21 protein-coding genes and 1 pseudogene are annotated in these 23260 nt (G+C 32.0%); 11 read left to right on the forward strand and 11 right to left on the reverse strand.

Annotated elements, in window-relative coordinates; genetic code table 11:
* Positions 1 to 19: 19 nt before the first annotated feature.
* From asnB to wecB, 3 genes are read right to left on the reverse strand one after another with little or no spacing between them, the layout of a single operon-like run.
* Positions 20 to 2023, reverse strand: a complete 2004-nt coding sequence (gene asnB / locus Q0543_RS04995; protein WP_299249992.1) for an asparagine synthase (glutamine-hydrolyzing) — start codon at positions 2021 to 2023, stop codon at positions 20 to 22.
* 3 nt (positions 2024 to 2026) lie between these two features.
* Entirely contained in the window at positions 2027 to 3262 is a 1236-nt protein-coding gene (locus Q0543_RS05000) for a polysaccharide biosynthesis C-terminal domain-containing protein (RefSeq protein WP_299249995.1), read from the reverse strand.
* A gap of 1 nt (position 3263) precedes the next feature.
* Complete coding sequence (wecB, locus tag Q0543_RS05005; protein ID WP_299249997.1) at positions 3264 to 4352, reverse strand: UDP-N-acetylglucosamine 2-epimerase (non-hydrolyzing); 1089 nt, start codon at positions 4350 to 4352, stop codon at positions 3264 to 3266.
* Between the two features lie 81 nt (positions 4353 to 4433).
* On the opposite strand from wecB, the gene miaA reads away from it, so the two are divergent.
* Positions 4434 to 5351 carry a tRNA (adenosine(37)-N6)-dimethylallyltransferase MiaA gene (gene miaA / locus Q0543_RS05010; protein WP_299249999.1) on the forward strand — a complete coding sequence of 306 codons (918 nt, stop codon included), beginning with the start codon at positions 4434 to 4436 and terminating at the stop codon, positions 5349 to 5351.
* Positions 5352 to 5480: 129 nt separating this feature from the next.
* A complete protein-coding gene (locus Q0543_RS05015) occupies positions 5481 to 6212 on the forward strand; it encodes a class I SAM-dependent methyltransferase (RefSeq protein ID WP_299250002.1) in 732 nt (243 codons plus the stop codon).
* A gap of 156 nt (positions 6213 to 6368) precedes the next feature.
* Here Q0543_RS05015 and pfkA read toward each other — a convergent pair whose 3' ends face one another.
* Positions 6369 to 7358: a 6-phosphofructokinase gene (gene pfkA / locus Q0543_RS05020; protein WP_299250005.1), complete on the reverse strand. Its 990-nt coding sequence runs from the start codon at positions 7356 to 7358 to the stop codon at positions 6369 to 6371.
* A 213-nt stretch (positions 7359 to 7571) separates the two neighbouring features.
* Here pfkA and Q0543_RS05025 point away from each other — a divergent pair, with 213 nt between their 5' ends.
* The 3 genes from Q0543_RS05025 to Q0543_RS05035 are packed head-to-tail and all read left to right on the forward strand — an operon-like array spanning position 7572 to position 11883.
* On the forward strand, positions 7572 to 8339 hold the full coding sequence (locus Q0543_RS05025) for a glycosyltransferase family 2 protein (protein WP_299250008.1): 768 nt from the start codon (positions 7572 to 7574) through the stop codon (positions 8337 to 8339).
* 34 nt (positions 8340 to 8373) lie between these two features.
* A complete protein-coding gene (locus Q0543_RS05030) occupies positions 8374 to 9369 on the forward strand; it encodes an SDR family NAD(P)-dependent oxidoreductase (RefSeq protein ID WP_299250011.1) in 996 nt (331 codons plus the stop codon).
* A 21-nt stretch (positions 9370 to 9390) separates the two neighbouring features.
* Complete coding sequence (locus Q0543_RS05035) at positions 9391 to 11883, forward strand: hypothetical protein (protein ID WP_299250014.1); 2493 nt, start codon at positions 9391 to 9393, stop codon at positions 11881 to 11883.
* Between the two features lie 142 nt (positions 11884 to 12025).
* On the opposite strand, the gene Q0543_RS05040 is transcribed toward Q0543_RS05035, so the two are convergent.
* The 4 genes from Q0543_RS05040 to Q0543_RS05055 all read right to left on the reverse strand — a co-directional run bounded on the left by Q0543_RS05040 (position 12026) and on the right by Q0543_RS05055 (position 15962).
* Positions 12026 to 13261: a glycosyltransferase gene (locus Q0543_RS05040; RefSeq protein WP_299250017.1), complete on the reverse strand. Its 1236-nt coding sequence runs from the start codon at positions 13259 to 13261 to the stop codon at positions 12026 to 12028.
* Positions 13258 to 13866 carry a NeuD/PglB/VioB family sugar acetyltransferase gene (locus Q0543_RS05045; protein WP_299250020.1) on the reverse strand — a complete coding sequence of 203 codons (609 nt, stop codon included), beginning with the start codon at positions 13864 to 13866 and terminating at the stop codon, positions 13258 to 13260. Before Q0543_RS05045 ends, Q0543_RS05040 begins: the two co-directional genes overlap by 4 nt.
* A complete protein-coding gene (locus tag Q0543_RS05050) occupies positions 13859 to 14962 on the reverse strand; it encodes a DegT/DnrJ/EryC1/StrS aminotransferase family protein (protein ID WP_299250023.1) in 1104 nt (367 codons plus the stop codon). Before Q0543_RS05050 ends, Q0543_RS05045 begins: the two co-directional genes overlap by 8 nt.
* Positions 14963 to 15056: 94 nt before the next feature.
* Complete coding sequence (locus tag Q0543_RS05055; protein ID WP_299250026.1) at positions 15057 to 15962, reverse strand: glycosyltransferase; 906 nt, start codon at positions 15960 to 15962, stop codon at positions 15057 to 15059.
* A 123-nt stretch (positions 15963 to 16085) separates the two neighbouring features.
* Between Q0543_RS05055 and Q0543_RS05060 the strand changes: the two genes are divergently transcribed.
* Genes Q0543_RS05060 through Q0543_RS05075 form a run of 4 tightly spaced genes read left to right on the forward strand, consistent with a single transcriptional unit; the run spans position 16086 to position 20452 of the window.
* Complete coding sequence (locus tag Q0543_RS05060) at positions 16086 to 17606, forward strand: polysaccharide biosynthesis C-terminal domain-containing protein (protein WP_299250029.1); 1521 nt, start codon at positions 16086 to 16088, stop codon at positions 17604 to 17606.
* Positions 17603 to 18358: a DUF268 domain-containing protein gene (locus tag Q0543_RS05065; protein WP_299250033.1), complete on the forward strand. Its 756-nt coding sequence runs from the start codon at positions 17603 to 17605 to the stop codon at positions 18356 to 18358. Before Q0543_RS05060 ends, Q0543_RS05065 begins: the two co-directional genes overlap by 4 nt.
* Position 18359: 1 nt before the next feature.
* Positions 18360 to 19151 carry an FkbM family methyltransferase gene (locus Q0543_RS05070; RefSeq protein ID WP_299250036.1) on the forward strand — a complete coding sequence of 264 codons (792 nt, stop codon included), beginning with the start codon at positions 18360 to 18362 and terminating at the stop codon, positions 19149 to 19151.
* Positions 19148 to 20452: a hypothetical protein gene (locus Q0543_RS05075; protein ID WP_299250039.1), complete on the forward strand. Its 1305-nt coding sequence runs from the start codon at positions 19148 to 19150 to the stop codon at positions 20450 to 20452. The genes Q0543_RS05070 and Q0543_RS05075 overlap by 4 nt, the downstream gene beginning before the upstream one ends.
* Positions 20453 to 20542: 90 nt before the next feature.
* Here the strand turns inward: Q0543_RS05075 and Q0543_RS17030 are convergent, their stop codons facing one another.
* Complete coding sequence (locus tag Q0543_RS17030) at positions 20543 to 20737, reverse strand: T9SS type A sorting domain-containing protein (RefSeq protein ID WP_366800007.1); 195 nt, start codon at positions 20735 to 20737, stop codon at positions 20543 to 20545.
* A gap of 74 nt (positions 20738 to 20811) precedes the next feature.
* Positions 20812 to 20919 carry a hypothetical protein gene (locus Q0543_RS17035; RefSeq protein WP_366800008.1) on the reverse strand — a complete coding sequence of 36 codons (108 nt, stop codon included), beginning with the start codon at positions 20917 to 20919 and terminating at the stop codon, positions 20812 to 20814.
* On the opposite strand from Q0543_RS17035, the pseudogene Q0543_RS05080 reads away from it, so the two are divergent.
* A pseudogene (locus Q0543_RS05080) lies at positions 20909 to 21314 on the forward strand (signal recognition particle receptor subunit alpha); the annotation flags it as partial. The gene Q0543_RS17035 and the pseudogene Q0543_RS05080 overlap by 11 nt on opposite strands.
* A 47-nt stretch (positions 21315 to 21361) precedes the next feature.
* On the opposite strand, the gene Q0543_RS05085 reads toward Q0543_RS05080, so the two are convergent.
* Positions 21362 to 22279, reverse strand: coding sequence for a hypothetical protein (locus Q0543_RS05085; protein WP_299250041.1), 918 nt, complete (start codon positions 22277 to 22279; stop codon positions 21362 to 21364).
* Between the two features lie 281 nt (positions 22280 to 22560).
* Here Q0543_RS05085 and Q0543_RS05090 point away from each other — a divergent pair.
* The coding region (locus Q0543_RS05090) for a signal recognition particle receptor subunit alpha (protein WP_299250043.1) at positions 22561 to 23260 on the forward strand (700 nt) is incomplete at its 3' end.

The following is a 23260-nucleotide window of genomic DNA, read 5'->3' on the forward strand; positions in this document are numbered from 1 at the left end:
CTGTAAAGTTAATATTTTATCAGTTACTCCCCAGCTTTTTTACCTGACCCCTTAAACTTTCTTTCCATTTCATAAAATTAATAATTCTCCATAGTCTAGATGGATCATTTGTGGTGTTTATGATTTTAAACCAATCTTTTTTTAATTTTCTGTATTGAATAAATGCATCATCCTCATTTGGGATTGATTCAAATAATTCATGCTGGATTTTTTTAAGCCATGCTATTTCAGGTGTTGCATATCCCACCTTATCTCTACGCAAGCGAATCTCTTCTGGCACTATATTTTTTGTTGCTTTTCGCAATAAATATTTACTATACCCTTTGTTAATTTTGATGGAACCTGAAAGTGAAAATATTTTTTCTATTAATAGATGGTCGTCTGCAAATGGAGTACGAGATTCAACTCCGAAACGCATAGAGTTTCTGTCACCCATACGCAGCAATACTTTTAAATCTGGCCCACAAAATTGCTCGTGTAAGGACTTATTAAAGGGAAGTAAGCGTTCTTGCTTATACTGAAGAGATAAGGTACTTTCAAACGATTTTATAAAATCTGTGTTAATGTATTTTTGTATATCTGGGGTATATATATTATTTAGTAGTGGAATAGAATGAATGCACTGTTTGCTTAATTGCTTTAGTAGTTTTATTGGGCTATTAAAACTATTGAAGTAAGGAGGTTGTGTATTTTCAATCACACTTTTTAAATCACCATGTTTTAGTGCATCCCAAACATAGGAATTGTAGTGTTTTTGATATCCTCCGAATAATTCATCACTGCCTTGTCCATCAAAATTTATTTTAATTCCGTTTTCCTTAAAACCTTTCATTAGTTTGTAATGCGAATACACACTCATTGAAAAGAATGGAATATCCTGCGTACGTATTAAATCATCCAAGTCTTGAGCAAGTTCTGTCGCATTAGGCTCTATAACCTTCCATTGAGTATTTTTTTGTTGTGCAATTTTTTCTGCCCACTTATATTCATCTGCTTCTGCGTTTGGGAAATGAGCGGTAAACAGATGTAAAATATCCGTTTGCTCATTCGATTCATTTTGCGATAGCATGGATAATATATATTGAACAAGTGTGCTACTATCTAAACCTCCACTTAAGCTTGCCCCTAAAGGTACGTCAGACCGCATGCGGATTCGAATCGATTCATGTAACATTTGTTGAATGTGTTCTACCTCATCTTCCAATTGGTTTTTTGTAAGTATCTCCCAGTTTGAATTATATTCCAACTGATAATAATTTTTTATTTCGTATATATTCGAATCCAGCTGATAAATAAAATATTCTGCTGGTTTTAATTCATAAATCGTATTTAGAAAAGTTTCTCTGGAAGTCTCGTGTTTACCATTAAGCAGATATTCCCAAGCGGCTTGTTTATTTATATCCGTATTTGTTAAGTGAGTTAAAGCCTTTATCTCAGAAGCAAATGCAAACAATGAATCTGTAAGTGTATAGTATAAAGGTTTAACTCCAAAGCGATCTCTGCTTCCAAAAAGTATTTGTTGCTTTTTATCGTATATGACAAAAGCCCACATGCCATTTAATCGATCAAGCATTTTAATGCCCCATTCTTGATAAGCAGTTAAAAGTACTTCCGTATCGGTATTGGTTTTAAAAGTATATCCTTGTTGAATTAGCGTATTTCGGATCTCGATGTAATTATATATTTCTCCATTGTAAACAATCCACAAATCTTCAGAAATACACATCGGTTGATGACCGTTGGGTGTAAGGTCAAGTATGGTAAGCCTACGGTGGCCTAAACCCAATGTTGAGTTGATATTGTAGCTTTCTTCAATAGGTTGTTTGGGAGCGTAAGGTAGATTGTATTCTAAAATTGATTTTGGAGTATCTTCTCCATAATAGCACTTCTGAATTAAATTATTAGATAAAAAATAGCCTTCGTCATCTGGTCCTCGATGAGCGAGTAAATTATTAGTCTTTACTAATATCGGAGCAATGTTTGTATTGCCCTGTTTACTTACAATGCCACTAATGCCACACATATGTTAAGGAAGAATTTTAAAAGTAGGAAGTGCGGTTTTTAAAGGTAATTTATTTTTATAAATGAAAGCTGCAATCAATAAACATGCATATACAATATAACTTAAACTTGTAGAAACTGCTAAACCTTTAACTTGAAAGAAGTACATTAAGGGGATTGAACTCATTAGGGCAAAAACAGTAGACAGTAAGGAAGAGTAATTATTGATTTTAAACTGTCCTGTTCCTGCGAAATAGTTCCAGTATATTTTTCCATATGCTGCTATAAGTGTTCCTGGTATTAATAATTCGATGTAATGTGTGACTCCTATAAAGTCATTTCCGAAAAGAAGTAGAATGAATGATTCGGGAATAAAGAATAAAATTATCAAAGCTGTTGAGCTATACCAAAAGGCAAGTGCTGCGAATGATTGTGTTTTTTCTATTTGAATTAGACTGTCTTTCGTGGATACAATTTGCGGATATAACCAAGTAGCAAGTGTATTACTTATCATCCAAACAGATTCAACCAAAGACGTTGCTGCTGCATAAATACCCAATTCTTTCACATCTCCAAGGATTAGATAGATTAAGTAAAACCCAATACGCATGTTGGTGAAATTTAAAAAATTACTGTATTGAGCCGTTAGTCCTGTTTTAAAAATACTACCAATACTCATATGAGTCAACTGGGGCTGTATGTTCTTCTTGAAGTAGAATTTAGATAAAAAAAATAAGCCGCTTAATATAGTAAGTATATAGGTACATAATAAAGCAATGCAAAAAGCATCGGTAGTGGGATGTGAATGTACAATAAACCATACAAATAAAATGCTTGTTATGGCTTGTAGTGCATTCATAAAATTAAAACCAAAACTATCGTGTACTGATTGTAAATGATAATTGATGCCTGTTATAATAGCTAATAAGAAACTATTTATAAATAAATATGGGAGAAGTTCAGCTGTTTGAATATGCGTATAAAATAGAATTATAGGTACAGTGATACTTACGAATAAGCTCCATAAAAGACCTACCAAAAATAGTTTTTTAAATGGGAGATATTGAGAAACGTAGATATAACCAGGTCCGAAAATGATTTCGCTTACGAGTAGAACAATCGTTACATTTGCAATAAATAAGCTGAGTATTCCTCTGCCTTCAGATCCTAAAAATTGTGCAGATAGCATGAAGACGCCAAATGTGCTTAGTGCCATTAAAAATCGAACGATAAAAGTACTTATTAGTATTTTTTTATTCATCTTATATTGAATACATATTGTATAAACACTGTAGAATCCGTTCTGCCGTTTTTCCATCCCATAGCTCAGGTATTTGAGAATCTTTCCACGTTCCATTTTCAAGTATGGAAATATAATGTGCTAGTTGTTCTAAATTCGTCGCCAATTCATTTGAACCTGTATGTATTGTCTCTGGTCGCTCTGTCGTAGTTCGGTATGTAATGCATGGTACTTTCAAAAAAGTGGTTTCTTCTTGAATTCCCCCCGAATCTGTCATTACGGCTTTTGCATTTTTTTGCAAATACAAAAATTCTAAATAACGCAAAGGTTCTATAAATTCGATGTTTTTAATTTCTGTAGATACCGTTGTTCCACGCAACATTTTTTCTGTTCGTGGATGAACAGGGAACACACACCTGCGATCTCCAATGGAAGCAGAAACCGTACGTAAAATATCCAATAAAGCATCGGCATTGTCTACATTGTCAGTTCTATGAAGGGTTAATAAATAGTAATTACCAGATTCCAATCCATATGTTCTGTAAATATCTGGTTTTTGGCTATAGGGCAACTTACTCACCAATGTATCAATCATAATATTCCCCACAAATTGGATGCGATTGGAGTCAACACCTTCTCTAAGCAAATTTTGATTGGCTTCTAATGAAGTTGTGAAAAAATAATCTGATATAGAATCTGTCAACAGACGATTAATTTCTTCAGGCATATTGCGGTCGTATGATCTAAGCCCTGCTTCAATATGTATTAAGTCTTTGTGCAATTTCTTTGCCACAATGCTGCAAGCCATCGTAGAGTTCACATCACCTACAACAACAACTGCTTTGGCTGGATGATCTTTTAAAAATTCTTCAAAACGTAGAATGATTTCACTTGTTTGTTGATTTTGCGAACCGCCTGTGATACCTAAATGATAACTTGGTTTGGGAATAGCTAAATCTTCAAAAAACACATCGTTCATTAATGGGTCATAATGTTGCCCAGTGTGTACCAGCGTATAATTAATTTTATCTTCACTTAATAATTTATGTATTAAGGGAGCAATTTTCACGAAATTTGGTCGAGCGCCCGCAACAATAACTAATTCTAACATTCTTTTAGGAGATTATTCTTTAAAAATAGCGAAATCCTGTATCTTCACTAAATATAACGGAAAGCATTTCGAAAATATTCCATGTTTGAAGCGAATAAATATTTAATAGTGATTGTTGGTCCGACAGCAGTAGGCAAAACCGCCTTGTCGATCCAGATTGCTAAGAAATATAAAACCAGTATTTTATCAGCCGATTCCAGACAGATTTATAAAGAATTGAGTATTGGTACCGCAAAAGCAAGTAAAGAAGAACAAGACGGTGTACCACATTTTTTTGTAGATCAGTTATCCATAGAAGAACCCTTCAATGCAGGAATGTTTGAACGCGAAGGCTTAGAAATACTCGATACACTTTATAAAAAAACAAATGTAGTGGTGTTGTGTGGCGGAACCGGTTTGTATGTGAAAGCATTATTGGAAGGTATGGACGAACTTCCAGAAACAGATTTAGTTCTACGATCTACTTTGAATCAAGAATTTGAATCACGCGGACTGGAAGCGATGCAATCCGAACTCAAGCAGATTGATCTAGAAACATATAACACTATTGATCTTCAAAATCCCTTACGTGTATTTCGGGCGATAGAAGTGTATAGACAATTGGGCATACCCTTGTCTGTTTTGAAAACAGGAGAAAAGAAACAACGTCCATTCAAGGTTATAAAAATTGGTTTAACCATGGATCGCGATGCATTGTATGCACGCATCGATACGCGTATGGATTTGATGCTGAAACAAGGTTTAGAAGCAGAAGCAGAACAATACATTCAGTACAAACATCTCAATGCGTTACAAACAGTAGGTTATAGTGAGGTTTATGGTTTTTTAAATGGAGCATTTGATCGGGAAGAAATGATTCGTTTGTTGAAACGGAACAGTAGGAGATACGCAAAACGACAACTCACCTGGTTTACTAGGGATACAGAAATTCAGTGGTTTCATCCAGAAAGTAGGTCTAATATATTAGATTTTATAGAGTTGCAGATGAAAAAGGAGTAAATTAGTAAATCGTTATTCCGCTTTAATCTAATGCATGGGTTAGAATGCTCATTAATTTGTTATTAATTGAGAAAAATAGAATAAACTAAAAATTAATTAATATTAATTTTCAAATAAATAAGACTCAAGATGAATGTTTCTGAAAATATAAAAGAAGGTTATTCCAATCAATACGATACAGAAATCATTGAGTGGAGAAATATTGGTGCGAAGTATAAGGCATTGAATATAATTGAACTTTCAAAGAGTATAAAATTTGATTCAGTACTAGAAGTTGGATGCGGAGAAGGTTCGATTTTGGATTGGTTATCAAAATGGAATTTCTCTCAAAATTTAAATGGTATAGAAATATCAGAAAGTGGAATAGAAATCATAAAAAATAAGAATATAAAAAATTTGAAAGAATTGCTTCTCTTTGACGGATATAAAATCCCTTTTCCAGACAATTCTTTTGACTTAGTTATTTGTTCGCATGTATTGGAACATGTTGAACATGAAAGAGTGCTCTTGAGAGAAATTATGAGGGTTTCGAAGTATCAAATTTTCGAAGTACCCATTGACTTTTCATTTTCAGTAGATAAAAAAATCAATCACTTTATGTCTTATGGGCATATTAATATATATACTCCTGGTTTATTTAAATTTCTTTTGAAGTCTGAAAACTTTGATGTTATTAAGGAGAAATTTTATTTGTACAACGATGACGTATTGAAAATGATGTGTGCAAATAAAAAAAGTGAATATGTTAAAATAAAATTTAAATATGTTATTTTAAAACTCATTCCATATTTGATGCGAATAAAACCAAGTGCATTTGTAGTTTTAACTACTAAGAGCGAAAAAGCAATTTCAATTTTTTAATTTAAAAACAATACATTTTTAAGAACGCATTGACTCTTTGGAATAGAAATAACGAATTAATAGATGCCAGATATAAAAATAAAAAAGGATAGAGCAAGCTACTCTATCCTTTTTTGTCTTTGTACTTTTTTCTAGAGCCTAGTAACTCAAAACTACCTAAACTTTATATTTTCTTCCGTTTAATTTTTCAGGTAAGCAAGATAGATCTTCGCTTATTGGTTTTCTTTTTGTAATGGTATCAATAAATGGAGTATACACAACTTTGTGGTCAATAATACCAGCCATTACATTCGCTCTACCTTCTATTAGTCCTTCAACAGCAGCTAAACCCAAACGGCTAGCCAATACTCTGTCTGCTGCAGTAGGTGCGCCACCACGTTGTACGTGTCCTAAAATAGTAACTTTATAATCTAATTGAGGAAGTGCAATTTTTACTTCGTTTGCAATAGCAGTTGCTCTACCAACTTCGTCGCCTTCTGCTACAATGATAATGTGTGATGCTTTGGCTTCGCTTGTACCGTGTTGCAATCTATTAATTACTTCACCAACATTATTAAAAGCATCTTCCGGGATGATTGCCATTTCTGCACCGCCAGCAATAGCAGAACGTACTGCGATATATCCAGTATCACGACCCATTACTTCTATAAAAAATACACGTTCGTGAGCATCTGCTGTATCACGAATTTTATCTATAGCAGACAAACACGTATTTACTGCAGTATCGTACCCGATTGTGAAATCAGATCCATATAAATCATTATCAATTGTACCCGGTGCGCCAACACATGGCATTTTGAATTCATTATAAAATAATTCAGCACCTGTGAATGTTCCATTTCCACCAATGGCTACCAAACCATCAATTCCAAAACTTCTTAATTGGTCGTATGCTTTTTTTCTGCCGTCTGGAGTTCTAAATTGCTCGCTGCGAGCAGACTTTAAGATTGTCCCCCCTTTTTGAATAATATTAGTAACTGAGCGATTATCAAGTTCGATAAAATTACCGTTAATCATCCCGTCATATCCTTTTATGATACCGTAAACCTCTAAACCGTGATAATGACCTGCACGTACTGCTGCACGTATACAAGCATTCATTCCTGGAGCATCGCCACCAGACGTATAAACCGCTATTTTCTTCATTACTAGTTAGTTGTAAAGACATGTTGAAATAATTTGATCGGAAGTTCGAGTTCATTCAACCCAACTCTTATTTCAACTTCCAATTTTACTAAAAAAATTATACAATAGAAATGAAATGTATGCTCTTTTATTCATTTCCACATTAATTTTATAGACAGTTTATATATTTTTCCTTTAAATTCGTTCTATTATCATTAAAGTTTAAACGCGTGTATGCCTAATACAACCCCTTTTTTGTCCATCATTACCGTTGTGTATAACAATCTTTCTGGGCTAATTCATACGTTTGAGTCCATAAAATCACAGACATGTACTGATTATGAATGGATTGTCATAGATGGTGGCTCAAAAGATGGTACAAAAGAGTGGCTGTCTAAATTGGACATGGAAAACATGCAATATGTATCTGAAAAGGATCAAGGACTTTATGATGCAATGAATAAAGGATTAACACGTGCGTCTGGAGCATATGTATGGTTTATGAATTCTGGCGATTCAATTTTTTCAATGGATACGGTACAAATACTTAAAACGTGTTCGCTTGGAAAAGATGTATTATATGGTGAAACCATGCTCGTTGATGTATCTGGAAAAGCATTAGGGATTCGTTCTGAAAAAACAACGCGTGTATTACCCAATAAAATGACGCGTTTTTCTATGATTAGAGGCATGGTAGTTTGCCATCAATCCTTTATACCTAAAAGAAGTATCGCACCACTTTACAATCTTAAATATAGATTTAGTGCAGATATTGACTGGGTAATTTCTTGCCTGTCAAAAACAAAGGCGATACATAATTGTGAATCCATCCTTTCAAATTACCTTGTTGGCGGGCTTTCGGCCCAAAATCAAAAGACGGGATGGAAGGAACGGTGGAAAATTTATGTAACTCATTACGGGTTTTTATATACGTTTGGAGCGCATATTTATATAGGGATTCGGTATATTTGGAAATATGTTTTTTTTAATAGAAAATATTAATCGTTCCATTCATATTTAATTTTATATATTTTAAATGCACTCGTTAAAAAATAAAACCATACTCGTTACAGGTGGGACTGGTTCTTTGGGATCAAAATTGATTGATCGACTTTTGCATACCCAATCGTTTGGGTTTAAAAAAATTATTATTTTTTCTAGAGACGAGTTAAAGCAATCTGAAATGGGAACAAATTACCAAGTTCAGGTTGATGCAGGCAAGATTGAATTTATATTAGGTGATATCAGAGATGTATCTTGTTTATCAAAAGCATTGATGGGAGTCGATGTTGTATTTCATACGGCTGCTCTTAAACATGTACCTGCAACAGAAAATAATCCTAGGGAATGTATTAAAACCAATATAATTGGTGCAATGAATTTGATAGATGCTTGTTTGGAACAAAATGTTTCAAAAGTTATAGCACTGTCTACGGATAAGGCTGCATCACCAGAAAGTGTTTATGGTGCATCTAAATTGATATCCGATAAATTATTTGTAGATGCAAATAAATATAGTAAGACTAAATTTTCAATTGTTCGTTTTGGAAATATTCTAGGATCTAGAGGTTCTGTATTGCCACTATTTTTAGAACAAAAAAATAAGCGTTCATTAACAATTACCCACCCGGAAATGACACGTTTCTGTATCACCTTCAATGAAGCAGTAAATGTCTTATTATTTGCTTGCGAGCATTGTTTGGGTGGAGAAGTACTGATCCCTAAAAGTCCGTCGTTCCACATTGAAGATTTAGCAGATGTCGTTTGCATAGGATGTGAAAAAAACTATATCGGAATTAGAATGGGAGAGAAGTTACATGAAGATATGATTACGGAAGATGATGCTCGCAATACCTGGGAATCCGATGCATATTTTATTTTACTTCCAAACAAACACGATGCTGAGATTGAATTGTATTGGACACGTATCTTTAACGCGCACAAACTCGAAAAATCATTTTGCCTGCGTTCAGATAATAATCCTACATTTCTATCTAAACAAGAATTGACAACATTAATAGAAACAGTATAATACTTTCAAATAATAAACACCATGAAACAATTATTTACAACAAAAAATTTATATCACATTTCTGCAATTGTTGTATTATTAATTATAGCTACAATTTATTGTAAACCTATTTTAGATAATAAAAAACTGGCTCAACACGATTTAATCCAAGCAACGGGTGCTGCACAGGAAGTTGAGAATTATTATAAAAAATCAGGAGAATATCCATTATGGACAAACTCTATGTTTGGTGGCATGCCGGCATATACCATAAAAGGCGAATTCCCAAATTCATGGACGAGTCGGGTTGCTTCTGTTGTCTCTTATATATTACCCGATCCAATAAATTACATTTACATGTTGTTTATTGGATTTTATATTGCCATGGCTGCAATGGGGTACAAACCAATGATATCTTTTTTTGGGGCTGTTGCTTTTGGTCTCAGTTCTTATTCATTAATAAGTTTAGAAGCAGGACATGCGTCTAAAGTATTAGCCATCGCTTTTGCAGCTCCATTAACAGCTGGAATCATAAATATATACAGAGGTGCTTATTTAAAAGGAATTGTTTTGGCATCCATTTTTATGATGTTTGAATTGTATTCCAATCACATACAAATAACCTATTATTTGGCAATTGCATTATTCATTTATGTTATAATTCTTTTTATTCAATCTGTACGTGAAAAAATGTTGAAGAATTTTTTCACGGCTAGTAGTATTGTTTTAGGTATTTCAATTATCGTATTGGGATCTATGTCTACTCGATTTATGGATATGTATGAATATCAAAAATACACTATTCGTGGTCCTAGTGAATTAACCAACACAGATAAAGAATCCGTTTCAACAACAGGCTTGGATCGAGATTATGCATTTAACTGGAGTTATGGTATTTCAGAAACATTCAATTATTTAATTCCCAATTACAAAGGAGGGAAATCAGGAGCTGCTTTAGATGAGAAATCTGCAATATATAAAACCATAGAAAATAATTTTGGAAAAGAGAATGCAATAAAATTTGCAAAAGCAGAACAATGGCCAATTTATTGGGGCGATCAACCAGGTACGAGTGGCCCTGCATATATGGGAGCTGTAATTTGTTTCTTATTTATTTTGGCATTATTCATCATTAAAGATTCTATGAAATGGTGGATGCTTGGGATTGTTGTATTGTTTACAATTCTAGCTTGGGGAAAAAATTCCCCAACGATTAATTATTTTATATTTGATCATTTACCTTTATACAATAAATTTAGAGCAGTTACTATGATTCATGCTATTGTAGCAATGTTTATGGTTTGGTTAGCTGTATGGGGAGTAAGTGAAATTGGTAACATAGATAAGACAACATTAAAAAAATATTTAAAATATACTACTGCAGGTGTTGCAGGCTTATTAGTTGTTTTTTGGTTGTTTGGTTCCGCATTTACTAATTTTGAAAAGAGTAACGAGGAGGATGCACTTGCTTCAAAAAATATGTTTATTGAATCGTGGACGCAAGCTTCTCAAAAGCCTGAATTTGCAAATGCAATGTATGAATCATTGATACAGGATAGATCAGATGCTTTATCTTCAGATGCTTTAAGATCATTATTATTTGTATTATTGGTAGCAGGTGTACTTTATCTATACGCTACAACAGATGTATTATTAAAACCAGAATACATTATTGCTTTATTATGTTTTTTTGTAATTATTGATGAGTGGCAAATAAGTAAGCGTTATTTAAATGATGCTGATTTTAAAAAGAGAAAATCTACAAAACTTTCTGTATTACCTACCAGCGCAGATGATTTAATCTTACAAGATCCAGATCCTAATTTTAGAGTTATGAATGTAACGGTTAGTACATTCAATGATGCTACCACTTCATTTTTTCATAAATCTATTGGTGGATATTCAGCAGCTAAATTAAGAAGGTTTCAAGATTTAGTTGATCGACAAATTTCAAAAAATAATATGGAGGTTTTAAACATGTTAAATACAAAGTATTTTATTGTGCAAAATCCTTCTAATGGTGAACCAATGGCTCAAAGAAATCCCAATGCTAATGGGAATGCTTGGTTTGTAAACAATGTATTGGTCGCTAAAAATGCAGATGAAGAAATGGCTTTATTGGATAGTTTAAATAGTAAAGAAACGGCTGTTATTTCACAAGATTATTATTCTAAAATTAAATTTTCAGAATTACCTGTTGATAGTACAGCAACAATAAAGCTAATAGCATATCATCCAGATAAATTAACATACGAATCTGCATCGTCAAAACCACAATTAGCAGTTTTCTCAGAAATCTATTATAACAGTGGTTTGGGTTGGGATGCTTTTATTGATGGAAAACAGATCGATCACCTTCGTGTAGATTATTTGTTAAGAGGCTTACAGGTACCTGCAGGTAAACATCAAATAGAATTTAAGTTCGAACCTAAAACTCATACTACAGGAGAAAGTATTTCATTGATATTTTCAATTATTTTCTTTGGTGGATTATTTGCAACAGGTTTCTTCTTAATTAAAAAAGAGGAGATGTAAAAATATAAAATGCACGAACAGTATATTTCAATTTGTTCGTGCATTTTACATTTTAAAGCAAATACAATTAGCTACAATGCAATAACAAAATTGTAAAGAAAAAATGATTTTGATCTTGAAATGAAGTTTTATTAATATCAGATTATTGAATTGCTTTTTGAAATATATTTTTTAGCGTAATTCCCAATCTCTTTGTACGTTCATCTCCTTCTTTAACTAAATCGAAAAAGCTTTTTTTGGAATACTTTTTTTGGAGCAATAATTTCATATTATTTTTAAGATCGATTGAATCAGATGCTTTGAAAAAGTATATATTTTCTCCTTGAACTTCTTTATTAATATCGATATCAGATACAATACAGGGTGTTCCATAACTAACTGCATTATATACAGAACCACCACCTGGTCCACCTTCAAAAAGGGTGGGTTGGATTAGTGCTACCGATAATGACATTAAAATCAATTGATCATTTTTGGAAATAAATCCTGTAAATTTTATAGCATTTTCAATTTGAAGTGCTTTAATTTCTTGCATCAATGAATCTATAAACCCAGGATCTTTATCATCAAACGGTTTACCCGTACATATGATTTCAATATTTGTAAATCCGTCATTTAATAGTGCTGCCAATGCTTTAAATGCAGTTATATGAGATTTGTGTTTCCAAAATTGGTTGGAAATTATAAAAAATGGTTTCGTAAGATTATATTTTTGTTTTATTGATTCGGCTAATGTTTCACTGATTTCAATTATTGGTGCGGGTGGGCAAAACGGCAAACTGAAAATATTTCCACCATTGCTTGAATAGAAATGCATTAAATCATTACGTGCAGCAAGTGAATTTACAAACAACGATTTTGATTCATTTAATAGATGTTTATATTTAGTATCTCGGGATGCACACTCTTCTTTTGTGAAATTTTCAGGGAAGTGTTTGTGTTGCAAGTCAGGTATGTAGCCTACCCAAGGAGTAGGGAAGGATTTTCCAAATGTTAGAATACTTGGGAAAATTACATCCGCCTCTATAACATTTAGTTTTTTTGCTAAATCCTTTTGTGAATAATTGTAATATATTATTTTCACTGGAATGTTATTGACAGAAAATCCTCGTATAAGTTTATTGTTTTTATTTTCGAAAAGTTGTGTGTTTTTATCCCAAAGGATAGATGGGTTTTTATTCGCAAGTTTAAGCAATAAAAGAAAATTCTTTATGCGAGAAATAAATGGATAGGGAAGAATTAGAAAAATGTTTATCGCAGTTGCCTCTTTCGAAGTTTTCAAAGATTGAACGAGATAACATAAAAAATCGACTCCACCATCCCAGCTTATATGAGATCCAAAAACCGCAATATTTTTTATTCCATTCTCTTGATTCATTTATTTAGTTTTTTAGCAGGTGTACCGACATACGTACCTGGTAGTGTTATGTCTGTTATAACAGTAGCTCCTGCACCTATAATAACATTAGAGCATATGGTTATATTATTTATTACAGTAGATCCTACACCTAAAAATACGTGATCACCAATTTTTGCTTTTCCAGATATTGCTACATTTGGTCCAATATGGCAATATGCACCTATTTTAACTTCATGTTCAACTATCGCTCCATTATTAATAATCGTATGTTGGTTAATCAGTACTTGAGGGCCAATATGAACAAAATTGCCAATGAATACACCTTCTTTGATGATAGTCTCAAATCCTACATGTGCTGATTTTGATATTATAGTATGAAATGTATGAGCTGAATATTTGCTAGCACATGCTGCTCTTGCCATATTATCACCGAGTGCAATAAATAATGTTTCTGACTTTTCTAAAAGTTTGTCTTTTAAAATTGGAAAACCATATAGATATTCGTCATTTTTTGCATTAGCGTCTAGAAATACAACGTCCATCTGAGGTTCTGCATGAATTAATATATCTAAAATACTTCGGGCATGACCTCCACAACCAATTATATGTATTTGCTTAGACATTTTTATTTTCAAAATAGGAATTTATACAGGTAGAAATATATTCAATATCTGACTCTAAAAGTTGAGGATAACTTGGAATGTTTATACCTACCTTGCTTAAATGTTCTGAAACAGGATATATTGTATCTTCTTTATAAATGGGCATCACATGGGCAGGGTGAAAAAAGGGTCTTGTTTCAATGCCCATATCTGCCAAATGTTTTCTTAATGCATCCCGAATTTCTTCCGTGTTTACAGCGATAGAACACATCCAATAAGAATTTTTTATATATTCTTTCTCTTCTTGAAAATGTACATCTGTAGATTGAATGTATTTTTTGTACCAATTGGCAATTTGTATTTTTTTAGAAATAAATACATCTGCTTGTTCTAATTGAGCTACACCAATAGCAGCACAGATATTCGTCATTCTATAATTAAAACCAACTACATCGTGCCAATATTCTCTGTTTTTTGCTAAACCCTGACCTTTGTAATGCATTACTTTTTCATGTAATGCAGCATTGTTCGTTGTAACCATACCGCCTTCGCCAGTAGTAATTGTTTTGTTACCAAAAAAACTAAACGTTGCTATATCTCCAAAATTACCCGTGTGAATGTTTTTATAATATGTTCCAAAACTTTCGGCGCAGTCTTCAATTAGTAATAGAGAATGTTCTTTTGCAATTTTTACAATTGCATCCATATCACATGAAGATCCATATAGATGAACCGCCATAATAGCTTTTGTTTTAGATGTAATTTTAGAAATAATATCTTGGGCATTCATTTGCCAAGAATCCATTTCAGAATCAACAAATACTGGTTTCGCCCCAGTATATGCAATAGCATTTACAGAAGCGATGTATGTAAAAGTTGGAACAATTACTTCATCATTAGGTCCTATACCCAATGCAACAAGTGCTACATGCAGTGCAACCGTTCCGTTACTAACAGTGGCAGCATGTTTTGATCCGATCTTTTGAGCAAATTGTTCTTCAAATTGATTGATGTATTTTCCTTTTGAAGATATCCAGGTAGAATCAAGGCAATCTAATACATATATTTTTTCGTTTCCTTGAAGGCTTGGTTGATATACTGGATATTTATAATTCATGAGTTGCAGATATTATTGTGTGAACAAACACAAGTTAAGTAAGTTAATTGAATCCTCAAACTGATTAAATTGGCATTATGCTATAAACAACTAGTTATCGCAATAATTTCAAATAACTGATAATTGAAACAATAATTTTTTTATACAATGGTTTCTTAAAAATAGTATAAATCGAATTATTAATTTCCTGGCTGAAGGGAATTGAAGTGGGTAAATCAGTAATTTTTTGATCTTGAGTTAATTGTACCTCATAATGAGTTGTTTTATTAGAATGTACGCCCGAATTATCATGACCTATATTCTGAACTTTTGAATGTATTGGAGTGATGTGGAGTGTATTTTTTTTAAATGCATTATAGGCAAACCGAATAGCCCAAGAATCAATTTCACCTTTAAATTGTCTTTTAAGCATGCTGCTTAAATCACCACCTCCTTTATTAAAGGCTCTTTGTTGATCTGGATGAGATAGAAAATTAACTTTATCTTTAATTTCCCAATCAATACTATCCCATCTATCTTTCCAGATTGCCCAACCCCATGAAGATCCTCTGTAAGAAAGATAAACAGGTAAGGTATAATTTTCAGGTATTTCTATAGGTAAGGCATATCCCGTAACTGAAAAAATATTTTTATTTGTTGAATACGTTTCCAATGCCACGTTCATAAAATGTAAAAAATTTGGTGTTGTAACAATATCATCTTCAATGACGATAACTTTTTTATAGCGATTTAATATTTTAGTAACTCCTTCTATAACGGACTTGGCCAAACCTTGATTATTTTTTTGTTCAAAAATTGTAACATTTTTAAATCCAGAAATAGAATGGATAATTGAACGTACTTGTTCAACTAGGATGGTTGTATGTGCTGATTTTGCTCCATCGCTAAATATGAATAATTCACTTTCTTGGGCAAAAGTATTTTTCTTTAGCGCATCAATTGTTTTTTGTGTATGATGAGGGCGATTATATACAAATAATATAATTGGCGCATGGTCCATATTTATAACTGTTAAAAGATAAAGATAAAGATAAAAATTATTATCAGTGAATCAATGACTTAAATTCTTCAATACATGATACTAGAGGGATTTTACTTATATTTAAAGCTTAAATTGAATTAAATGGGTATAATAATAAGGCAAAGCTTCAAAAGTACATTGATTTCCTACATTGGCATTGCTATAGGGATGATCAATGTATTATGGTTGATGCCAGAATTTTTTTCTCCAGAAGAAGTTGGTCTTTTTAGATTATTGCAAGATATCCCTATTATGATTGCATCTTTTATGCAGTTTGGTGCAGCAAATATTGCCGATCGCTTTTTTCCTAGATTTAAAACAGAAGATGGTACAAATAAAGGTTTCTTGTTTTTATTATTAACCTATCCATTATTAGGTTACTTAATATTTTTATTAACATATTGGATTTTCAATACAGATATTGCAGCTATTTACGCGAACAAATCTCCATTGTTTATAGACTATATGCATTTTTTAATACCACTATCTTTATTTTTAATGTACTCTAGTTTATTTGAAACATATTCACGTATGCACCTCCGTATTGTGGTTCCTACATTTATTAGAGAAATCATCTTTCGTATTTTATTCGTTCTTTTAATTGCAGGCTATGCCCTTCAATTTTATTCATTCAATTTTACTATAATTTTATATGTAATAAGTTATGGATTAGCACTTGCATTGCTTGTAATTTATACCATTTCTACAATGCATTTTTTCTTAAAACCACAATTACATTTTTTAGACAAACCTATTTTGAAAAATATTTTTTCATTTGTAGCATTTATTATTCCTGGCTCAGCAGGTTCCTTAATTGCTTCAAAAATAGATACCTTAATTATTGGTGCAGAATTGGGCTTGGCTGAAATTGGTATTTATAATTTGGCTTTTTTTATAGGTTCTGTTGTTGATATGCCCAAAAGAGCCCTTTCGCAAATAAGTACGCCAATTATTTCAAATGCTTGGAATCGGAATGATTTAGCTGAAATTGATACCATTTATAAAAAAAGTGCTATTAATCAAGCACTTTTAGGAGGATTAATTTTTTTGATGATATGGTTAAATGTAGATACACTTTTAGCGTTAGTGCCGAAACACGAAATTTACGCACAAGGGAAATACGTCATATTATTTATAGCTCTTGGCAAACTTGCAGATATGGCAACAGGTGTAAACTCAGAAATAATATTGACTTCAAAATATTATAAATTTAATTTAATATCCATGATTATTTTGTCAATATTAAGTGTTATAACAAATTTAATATTTATAAATATGTATGGGATTAATGGGGTAGCATTAGCTACTGGCTTAACCCTTGTTGTTTTTAATGGAATTAAAATGATTTTCTTATGGCTGAAGCTAGGCATACAACCTTATACTAGTTCTATGGTAAAGTTAATAAGCGTATTTGTTTTAGTATGGATTTGCTTTTCCTTCTGGAACCCTTTAACCACAGATTCTTTAGTATATTCCATCTCACTAATTGCAATAAAATCTGTTTGTATCGCACTTGTATATGTTAGCTTAATATATGTGTTGTCAATTTCTCAAGATTTTAATCACACATTTAAAAACATTGCTTCTATAATTAAAACGTTTAAAGCAGAATCTAAAAAATGAAATACTTATTTGTTCCCTTCTACAGAATATACTTGTCTTGGCTGTATTATTTAAAATTCAGACCAGACAAATGGCTTGATGAAATGGGTAGATTTATAAATGATTTTAGAAAATATAAAGCTCAAAAAGAGAATGCAAACTTTATAACTTCATTTTATAATTGGTATCCATGTTTAACAGATAGAACTTCTAATACGCCTCTTGATCCAGTATATTTCTATCAAGATAGTTGGGCAGCTTCAAAAATATTTCAATACAAACCTACTTCTCATATTGATATTGGAAGTGCCGCAAAGACCATTGGTATTTTATCTCAATTTGTACCCATTACGATGGTTGATATTCGTCCCATTCAATTGAAGATGGACGGACTTACGTTTAAAGAAGGGACAATTTTAGATTTACCTTTCGAAACAGGATCACAAAAATCTGTTTCGTCTTTATGCGTAATTGAACATATTGGACTTGGAAGATATGGTGATCCTGTTGATCCATGGGGTAGCGAGAAGGCTATTAAAGAATTACAACGCATTACACAATCAACAGGTGTGATTTTATTTTCCGTGCCAATCGATACCGTAAATAAAGTTTATTTTAATGCACATAGAGCTTTCACAAAAGAATACATTATTCAATTATTTGATGAATGTGTATTAGAAGAAGATAAATATATCTATAAAAATGATCTTGTAGATTCGTATGATAAATCTAAAGGATTTGGGATTGGTTTGTATAAGTTTATTAAAAAATGAGATGGCAAAAATAAAAAATAGAAGTTCCCTTAAAAGAATTTTGCTTGGTATTTTAAATAAAGCTCATGATAAATTATCCAATTCAAATAATGCGGATATTACTACTAATGGTGAACGCCGTTTTATTAAGGAATATATAGATTCTTTAAAAAAAACAGATACTCCCTATACTTTTTTTGATATAGGTGCTAATAAAGGAGAATATACGTCTTTACTTATTGAATTAATGAGAAGTAAGCACTCGGAGTATCTTGTACACATGTTTGAGCCAGTTGAAAACTCTTATGAGAATATTCTTAAAAACATTCAAGATAAAAAACATTTTGTTTTAAATAAAGTTGGTGTTTCTGATCGGGCAGATGTTCTGAATATTTACTACAACAAAAGCGGGAGTCCCTTAGCATCGCTGTATCAACGTGATATAAAGGAATATAATATTTCATTAAATCAACATGAAAAGATTAATCTCATTCGTTTAGATACTTATATTCAGGAAAGAAACATTGTTCATATACACTTATTAAAGATAGATGTCGAAGGCCATGAGATTGCTGCATTTAATGGTTTAGGAGACTTCTTAAATGCTGAATTTATTGATGTAATACAATTTGAATATGGTGGTGCAAATATTGACTCCAGAACTTATTTGAAAGATTTTTTTATGTTGTTAGAAACCAGAGGTTTTCAACTATTCAAAATTCAAAAAAATAGTTTAGAACCAAGTTCATATAGAGCAATTATGGAAAATTTTAAACATTCTAATTTTATAGCAATTAGCAAGAGAATGGTATGATAAAAATTTCTCCATTAAATTCAGAATTGTCTGAGTGTCCTTCATGTAAGTCACATAAAACCACAACGAAAAAAATACTTTTTCCGGGTATTCATGTTGTTGCTGATAGTGTTTGTAATGCATGCAACTTAGAATTTATTCAAGATTTGCCTGTAGGTCATGGTTGTTATTACCCTGTGTCTATTAATAAGAATACAGAAGATGTATTTGATCATTTTTCTATCGATTGGTTTACACAAAATTTTATTAAATCGTATTTTAATAAACAAAAAATAGACGTTTCCATCGAAAGAATTATTAAAAAAAATCAAGAAGATGTTATTATAATTAATTGTTTGGATTATTTGTACGGACATGTTTTATTGAAATTATTTAATGTACAGTTTTATAAAGAAAAACATCCTGATTTAGGCTTGATTGTAATTGTTCCTAAAAACTATCTTTGGCTGGTACCAAGGTTTGTAGATGAAATTTGGATTGTTGATTTAAAATTAAATCAGCTAAAAAAATGGTATACTTCGCTTAGTGATAGCATCAATTCTTATTTAACAGAATATAAAACAATTCAGCTTGCATATAATTTCCCTCATCCATATACAGAAAACATCCAGATTGAAAATTTTACACAAGTTGAGCCATTTGCATTAGATAAATTTGAATCCCAATCGTTAAACATAACCTATATTTATCGTACGGATAGGTTGTGGCATCGCAACAAAATGGAATACTTCTTTTATTTGGCTTTTAAAAAACTGAACCTATTAAGACTTGTTGAATGGGTTTTCATGTATGTACAGAATAGAAATATTGGTAAAACAGAAGCCATTTTAAGAAAGTCATTTCCAGATTTAGTTTTTAATGTGGTAGGATTAGGTAAAAAAGGGAATTTTAAGGGGAGAATAATTGACAAAAGAGTGGATCTGCCCACAATAGATATTGAGATAGAATGGTGTAAAACATATGCAGCTAGTCATGTAGTTGTTGGAATACATGGTTCAAATATGTTATTGCCTACAGGACTTGCCGCCGCATTTGTAGAGTTGTTACCCATTGATCGTACAGGTAATTTGACTCAAGATGTAATAACCCGATATACTGGAAGAATAGCATTGTTTATGGGTAGATTTATTTCAGATAAATCAAGTGCACACTTAGTTGCGAACCAAGTGAAAGCAATTTATACTGGTTGGCCATTGTTTGATTTGTACACTTCACCGTCCAATCACAGCTATGATTTAGATGAAAATCAAACTTTTTTAAATGTTTTAAGAAGTAGAGTTCGTTTGTTATTTAAATCTTAAATAATTATTTTGAGTTATATCTTTTTGTAAAACAAATACCATTTAATAATTAAACCATATTTGTTTTACAAAAAGATAAACTTTTTTAATTTATTGGACAATGAAAACACTTACATGATCTTCATTTCCTCCTGTTAATTTTAGTAGGTAAGTTCCTGTTGGTTTATTTGTTATATCAATATCATAAGAATTATTTTGATCATTAATTTTTATTTCCTCAACAATAAATCCTAATATATTATATAATATTGCTTTTGTTCTTAACCGATTGAATAGTTGTCCCAGTTTGGTAGCCTAAACTGGGACAAACTGTAGAAGGTCCTACAATTATAAATGATAATGTACTGTTTACAGTAATATCAAAATTGGATATGAAGGGGACAACCTCCATTATTAACAGTATATCTAATAGTTGCCATTCCTGCACTTATACCGCTAACTAACCCAAAAGAATTTATAGTTGCTATTGATGAATTAGAACTTGACCAAACCCTAAAATGTCAGCGTAGAATTACATAGATTAATGTAGCAACAACGGCTAAGGAAATTAGAAAAGCCTTGATTGATGCCGATGTTAATTATAAAGTTACAAAGACTGTAAGTGAAGATATTAAAGAAATTGCATTGGGAAGAGAAGTGTTAATCTCTGTTTCTCCAGGACAATTTCTTGTAAAAATTACCCATGAAGAGCTTACAAAGCTTATGGGTGGAGAGAAGCAAGACATCAACCTAAAATGTTATTGTGATTGCTGGTTTACAAGGTTCGGGTAAAACTACTTTTTCTGGTAAGCTTGCAGCCTATATTAAAAAACAAAATACAAACGTATTGCTTGCTGCTTATGACATGTACCGTCCGGCAGCGAAAATCGGCATTTTTGCAAAAATATTTATGTATAGATCCCCGTAATGCTATAATTTTTCAAGTTGATTGGTTTCTACATTTAATACGTCAAGCCCCTTAATTAGCTCAAGTCTTTCTTCTCCTGCTATATAAGATAGTTTATAATCTTTACTGCGACTTTCTCTAAATTTACTTTCTATAAATGCCTTTTCTAGTGGCAATTCTTTCACTTTATCGTTTAATAAATCCTTTCTGATAAAATAGGCATTGTTTCCCGCTTTGTTACAACCTATTAGAGCATATCCTTTTTCTATTGCTGCATGGTTTAGTGCTGGTAAGGACGCGCCAAAATACAAATTGCTATAATGTGCTTGTGTTCGAACAAAACTTTTATTGTAAGGAACAGTGATCTGTCTTGTTTTTCCAAAAATACTATTGTATTCCGCAATAATTATTGACGGATTTAATTTAGATAAATCAATTTTCTTAAATATGTGGTAATCATTTCCGTCAATGTCGATACTTAATAAACCAATGTTTGAAAACCCTGTGCTCGCTAACAAACCATTGATATTATCCTGATCAATAAAAACAGCTTTATGCGTTAAACAGTATTGCCAATACCAGTTTTGATTTTTAAGACTATTCATCGCTTCTTCGGAGCCATCCATGACAAAACCTGTCCAATTGTTGTTCATCATCAAGAACCGTGTATTTGATTCCATGTAATCTTCAACACCAAATTCTATAAAAATCTCATTCTTAATTTCAATATTTTTAATTAAAAATTGAATAATTCCATCATCACCAAATTGACTGAATATTTTAAATTCATAATCATTAATATTATTAGAAAGCAAAGAATATTGCTGTTTAGACAACATTGAACCCATTGCCAATAAGGTCGTTTTATTATTATGCTTATTAAGTTTTGAAAATGAGTTGCTTATTGACAAAGCCACCTTTTTTATTACCTTTTTAATCATTTATTGATTCTCCTTTATTTAAATGTATTTTATGATTGGATTGTACGTTTTTCTCTTTTGAAATAAGCTTTAAGAAAATACTTTTTGGCTTACATTGAATTCTACGTAAATGTAGTCGTTTCAATGCTTTTTACTTTAGTTCAGATAAAAGAAAATTAATTTCTGCATCGTATATTTAATTGGTAAATTTAACGATCTGTATACCATAATCAAATTCAAGAATCACATTATAGGAGCGCACACCTTTTTTTTGTAAATTAGTAGCCAATTCTAATAATACTATGTTTGATAATTTAAGTCAGAAACTCGATAAAGCATTTAAAACCCTAAAAGGTCAGGGTAGAATTACAGAAATTAACGTTGCAACAACAGCTAAGGAAATTAGGAAAGCCTTAATTGATGCGGATGTTAACTATAAAGTTGCAAAAACTGTTACCGACGATATTAAAGAAATTGCACTTGGTAGAGAAGTACTAATTTCTGTTTCTCCAGGACAATTACTCGTGAAAATTACCCATGAAGAGCTTACAAAGCTCATGGGTGGAGAAAAGCAAGATATCAATCTTAAAGGCGATCCTGCTGTTATTTTGATCGCTGGTTTACAAGGTTCGGGTAAAACTACATTTTCTGGTAAGCTTGCCGCATATATTAAAAAGCAAAATACAAATGTTTTGCTTGCTGCATGTGATGTGTACCGCCCTGCTGCCATTGAACAATTGAAAGTACTAGGCGAGCAGGTTGGAGTTGAAGTTTTCACGGAACCAGAAAACAAAAATCCGGTTGAGATTGCAAAAAATGCAATTGCATACGCGAAGAAAAATAATAAAAAAGTTGTTATCATAGATACCGCCGGTCGCTTAGCGATTGACGAAAATATGATGAATGAAATTGCAGCAGTGAAGAAAGCCATCCAGCCTTCTGAAACATTGTTTGTAGTGGATGCTATGACTGGGCAAGATGCAGTGAATACAGCAAAAGCAT

Origin of the sequence: uncultured Cytophaga sp. (genome assembly GCF_937863595.1) — a bacterium.
Classification (GTDB): Bacteria; Bacteroidota; Bacteroidia; order Cytophagales; family Cytophagaceae; genus Cytophaga.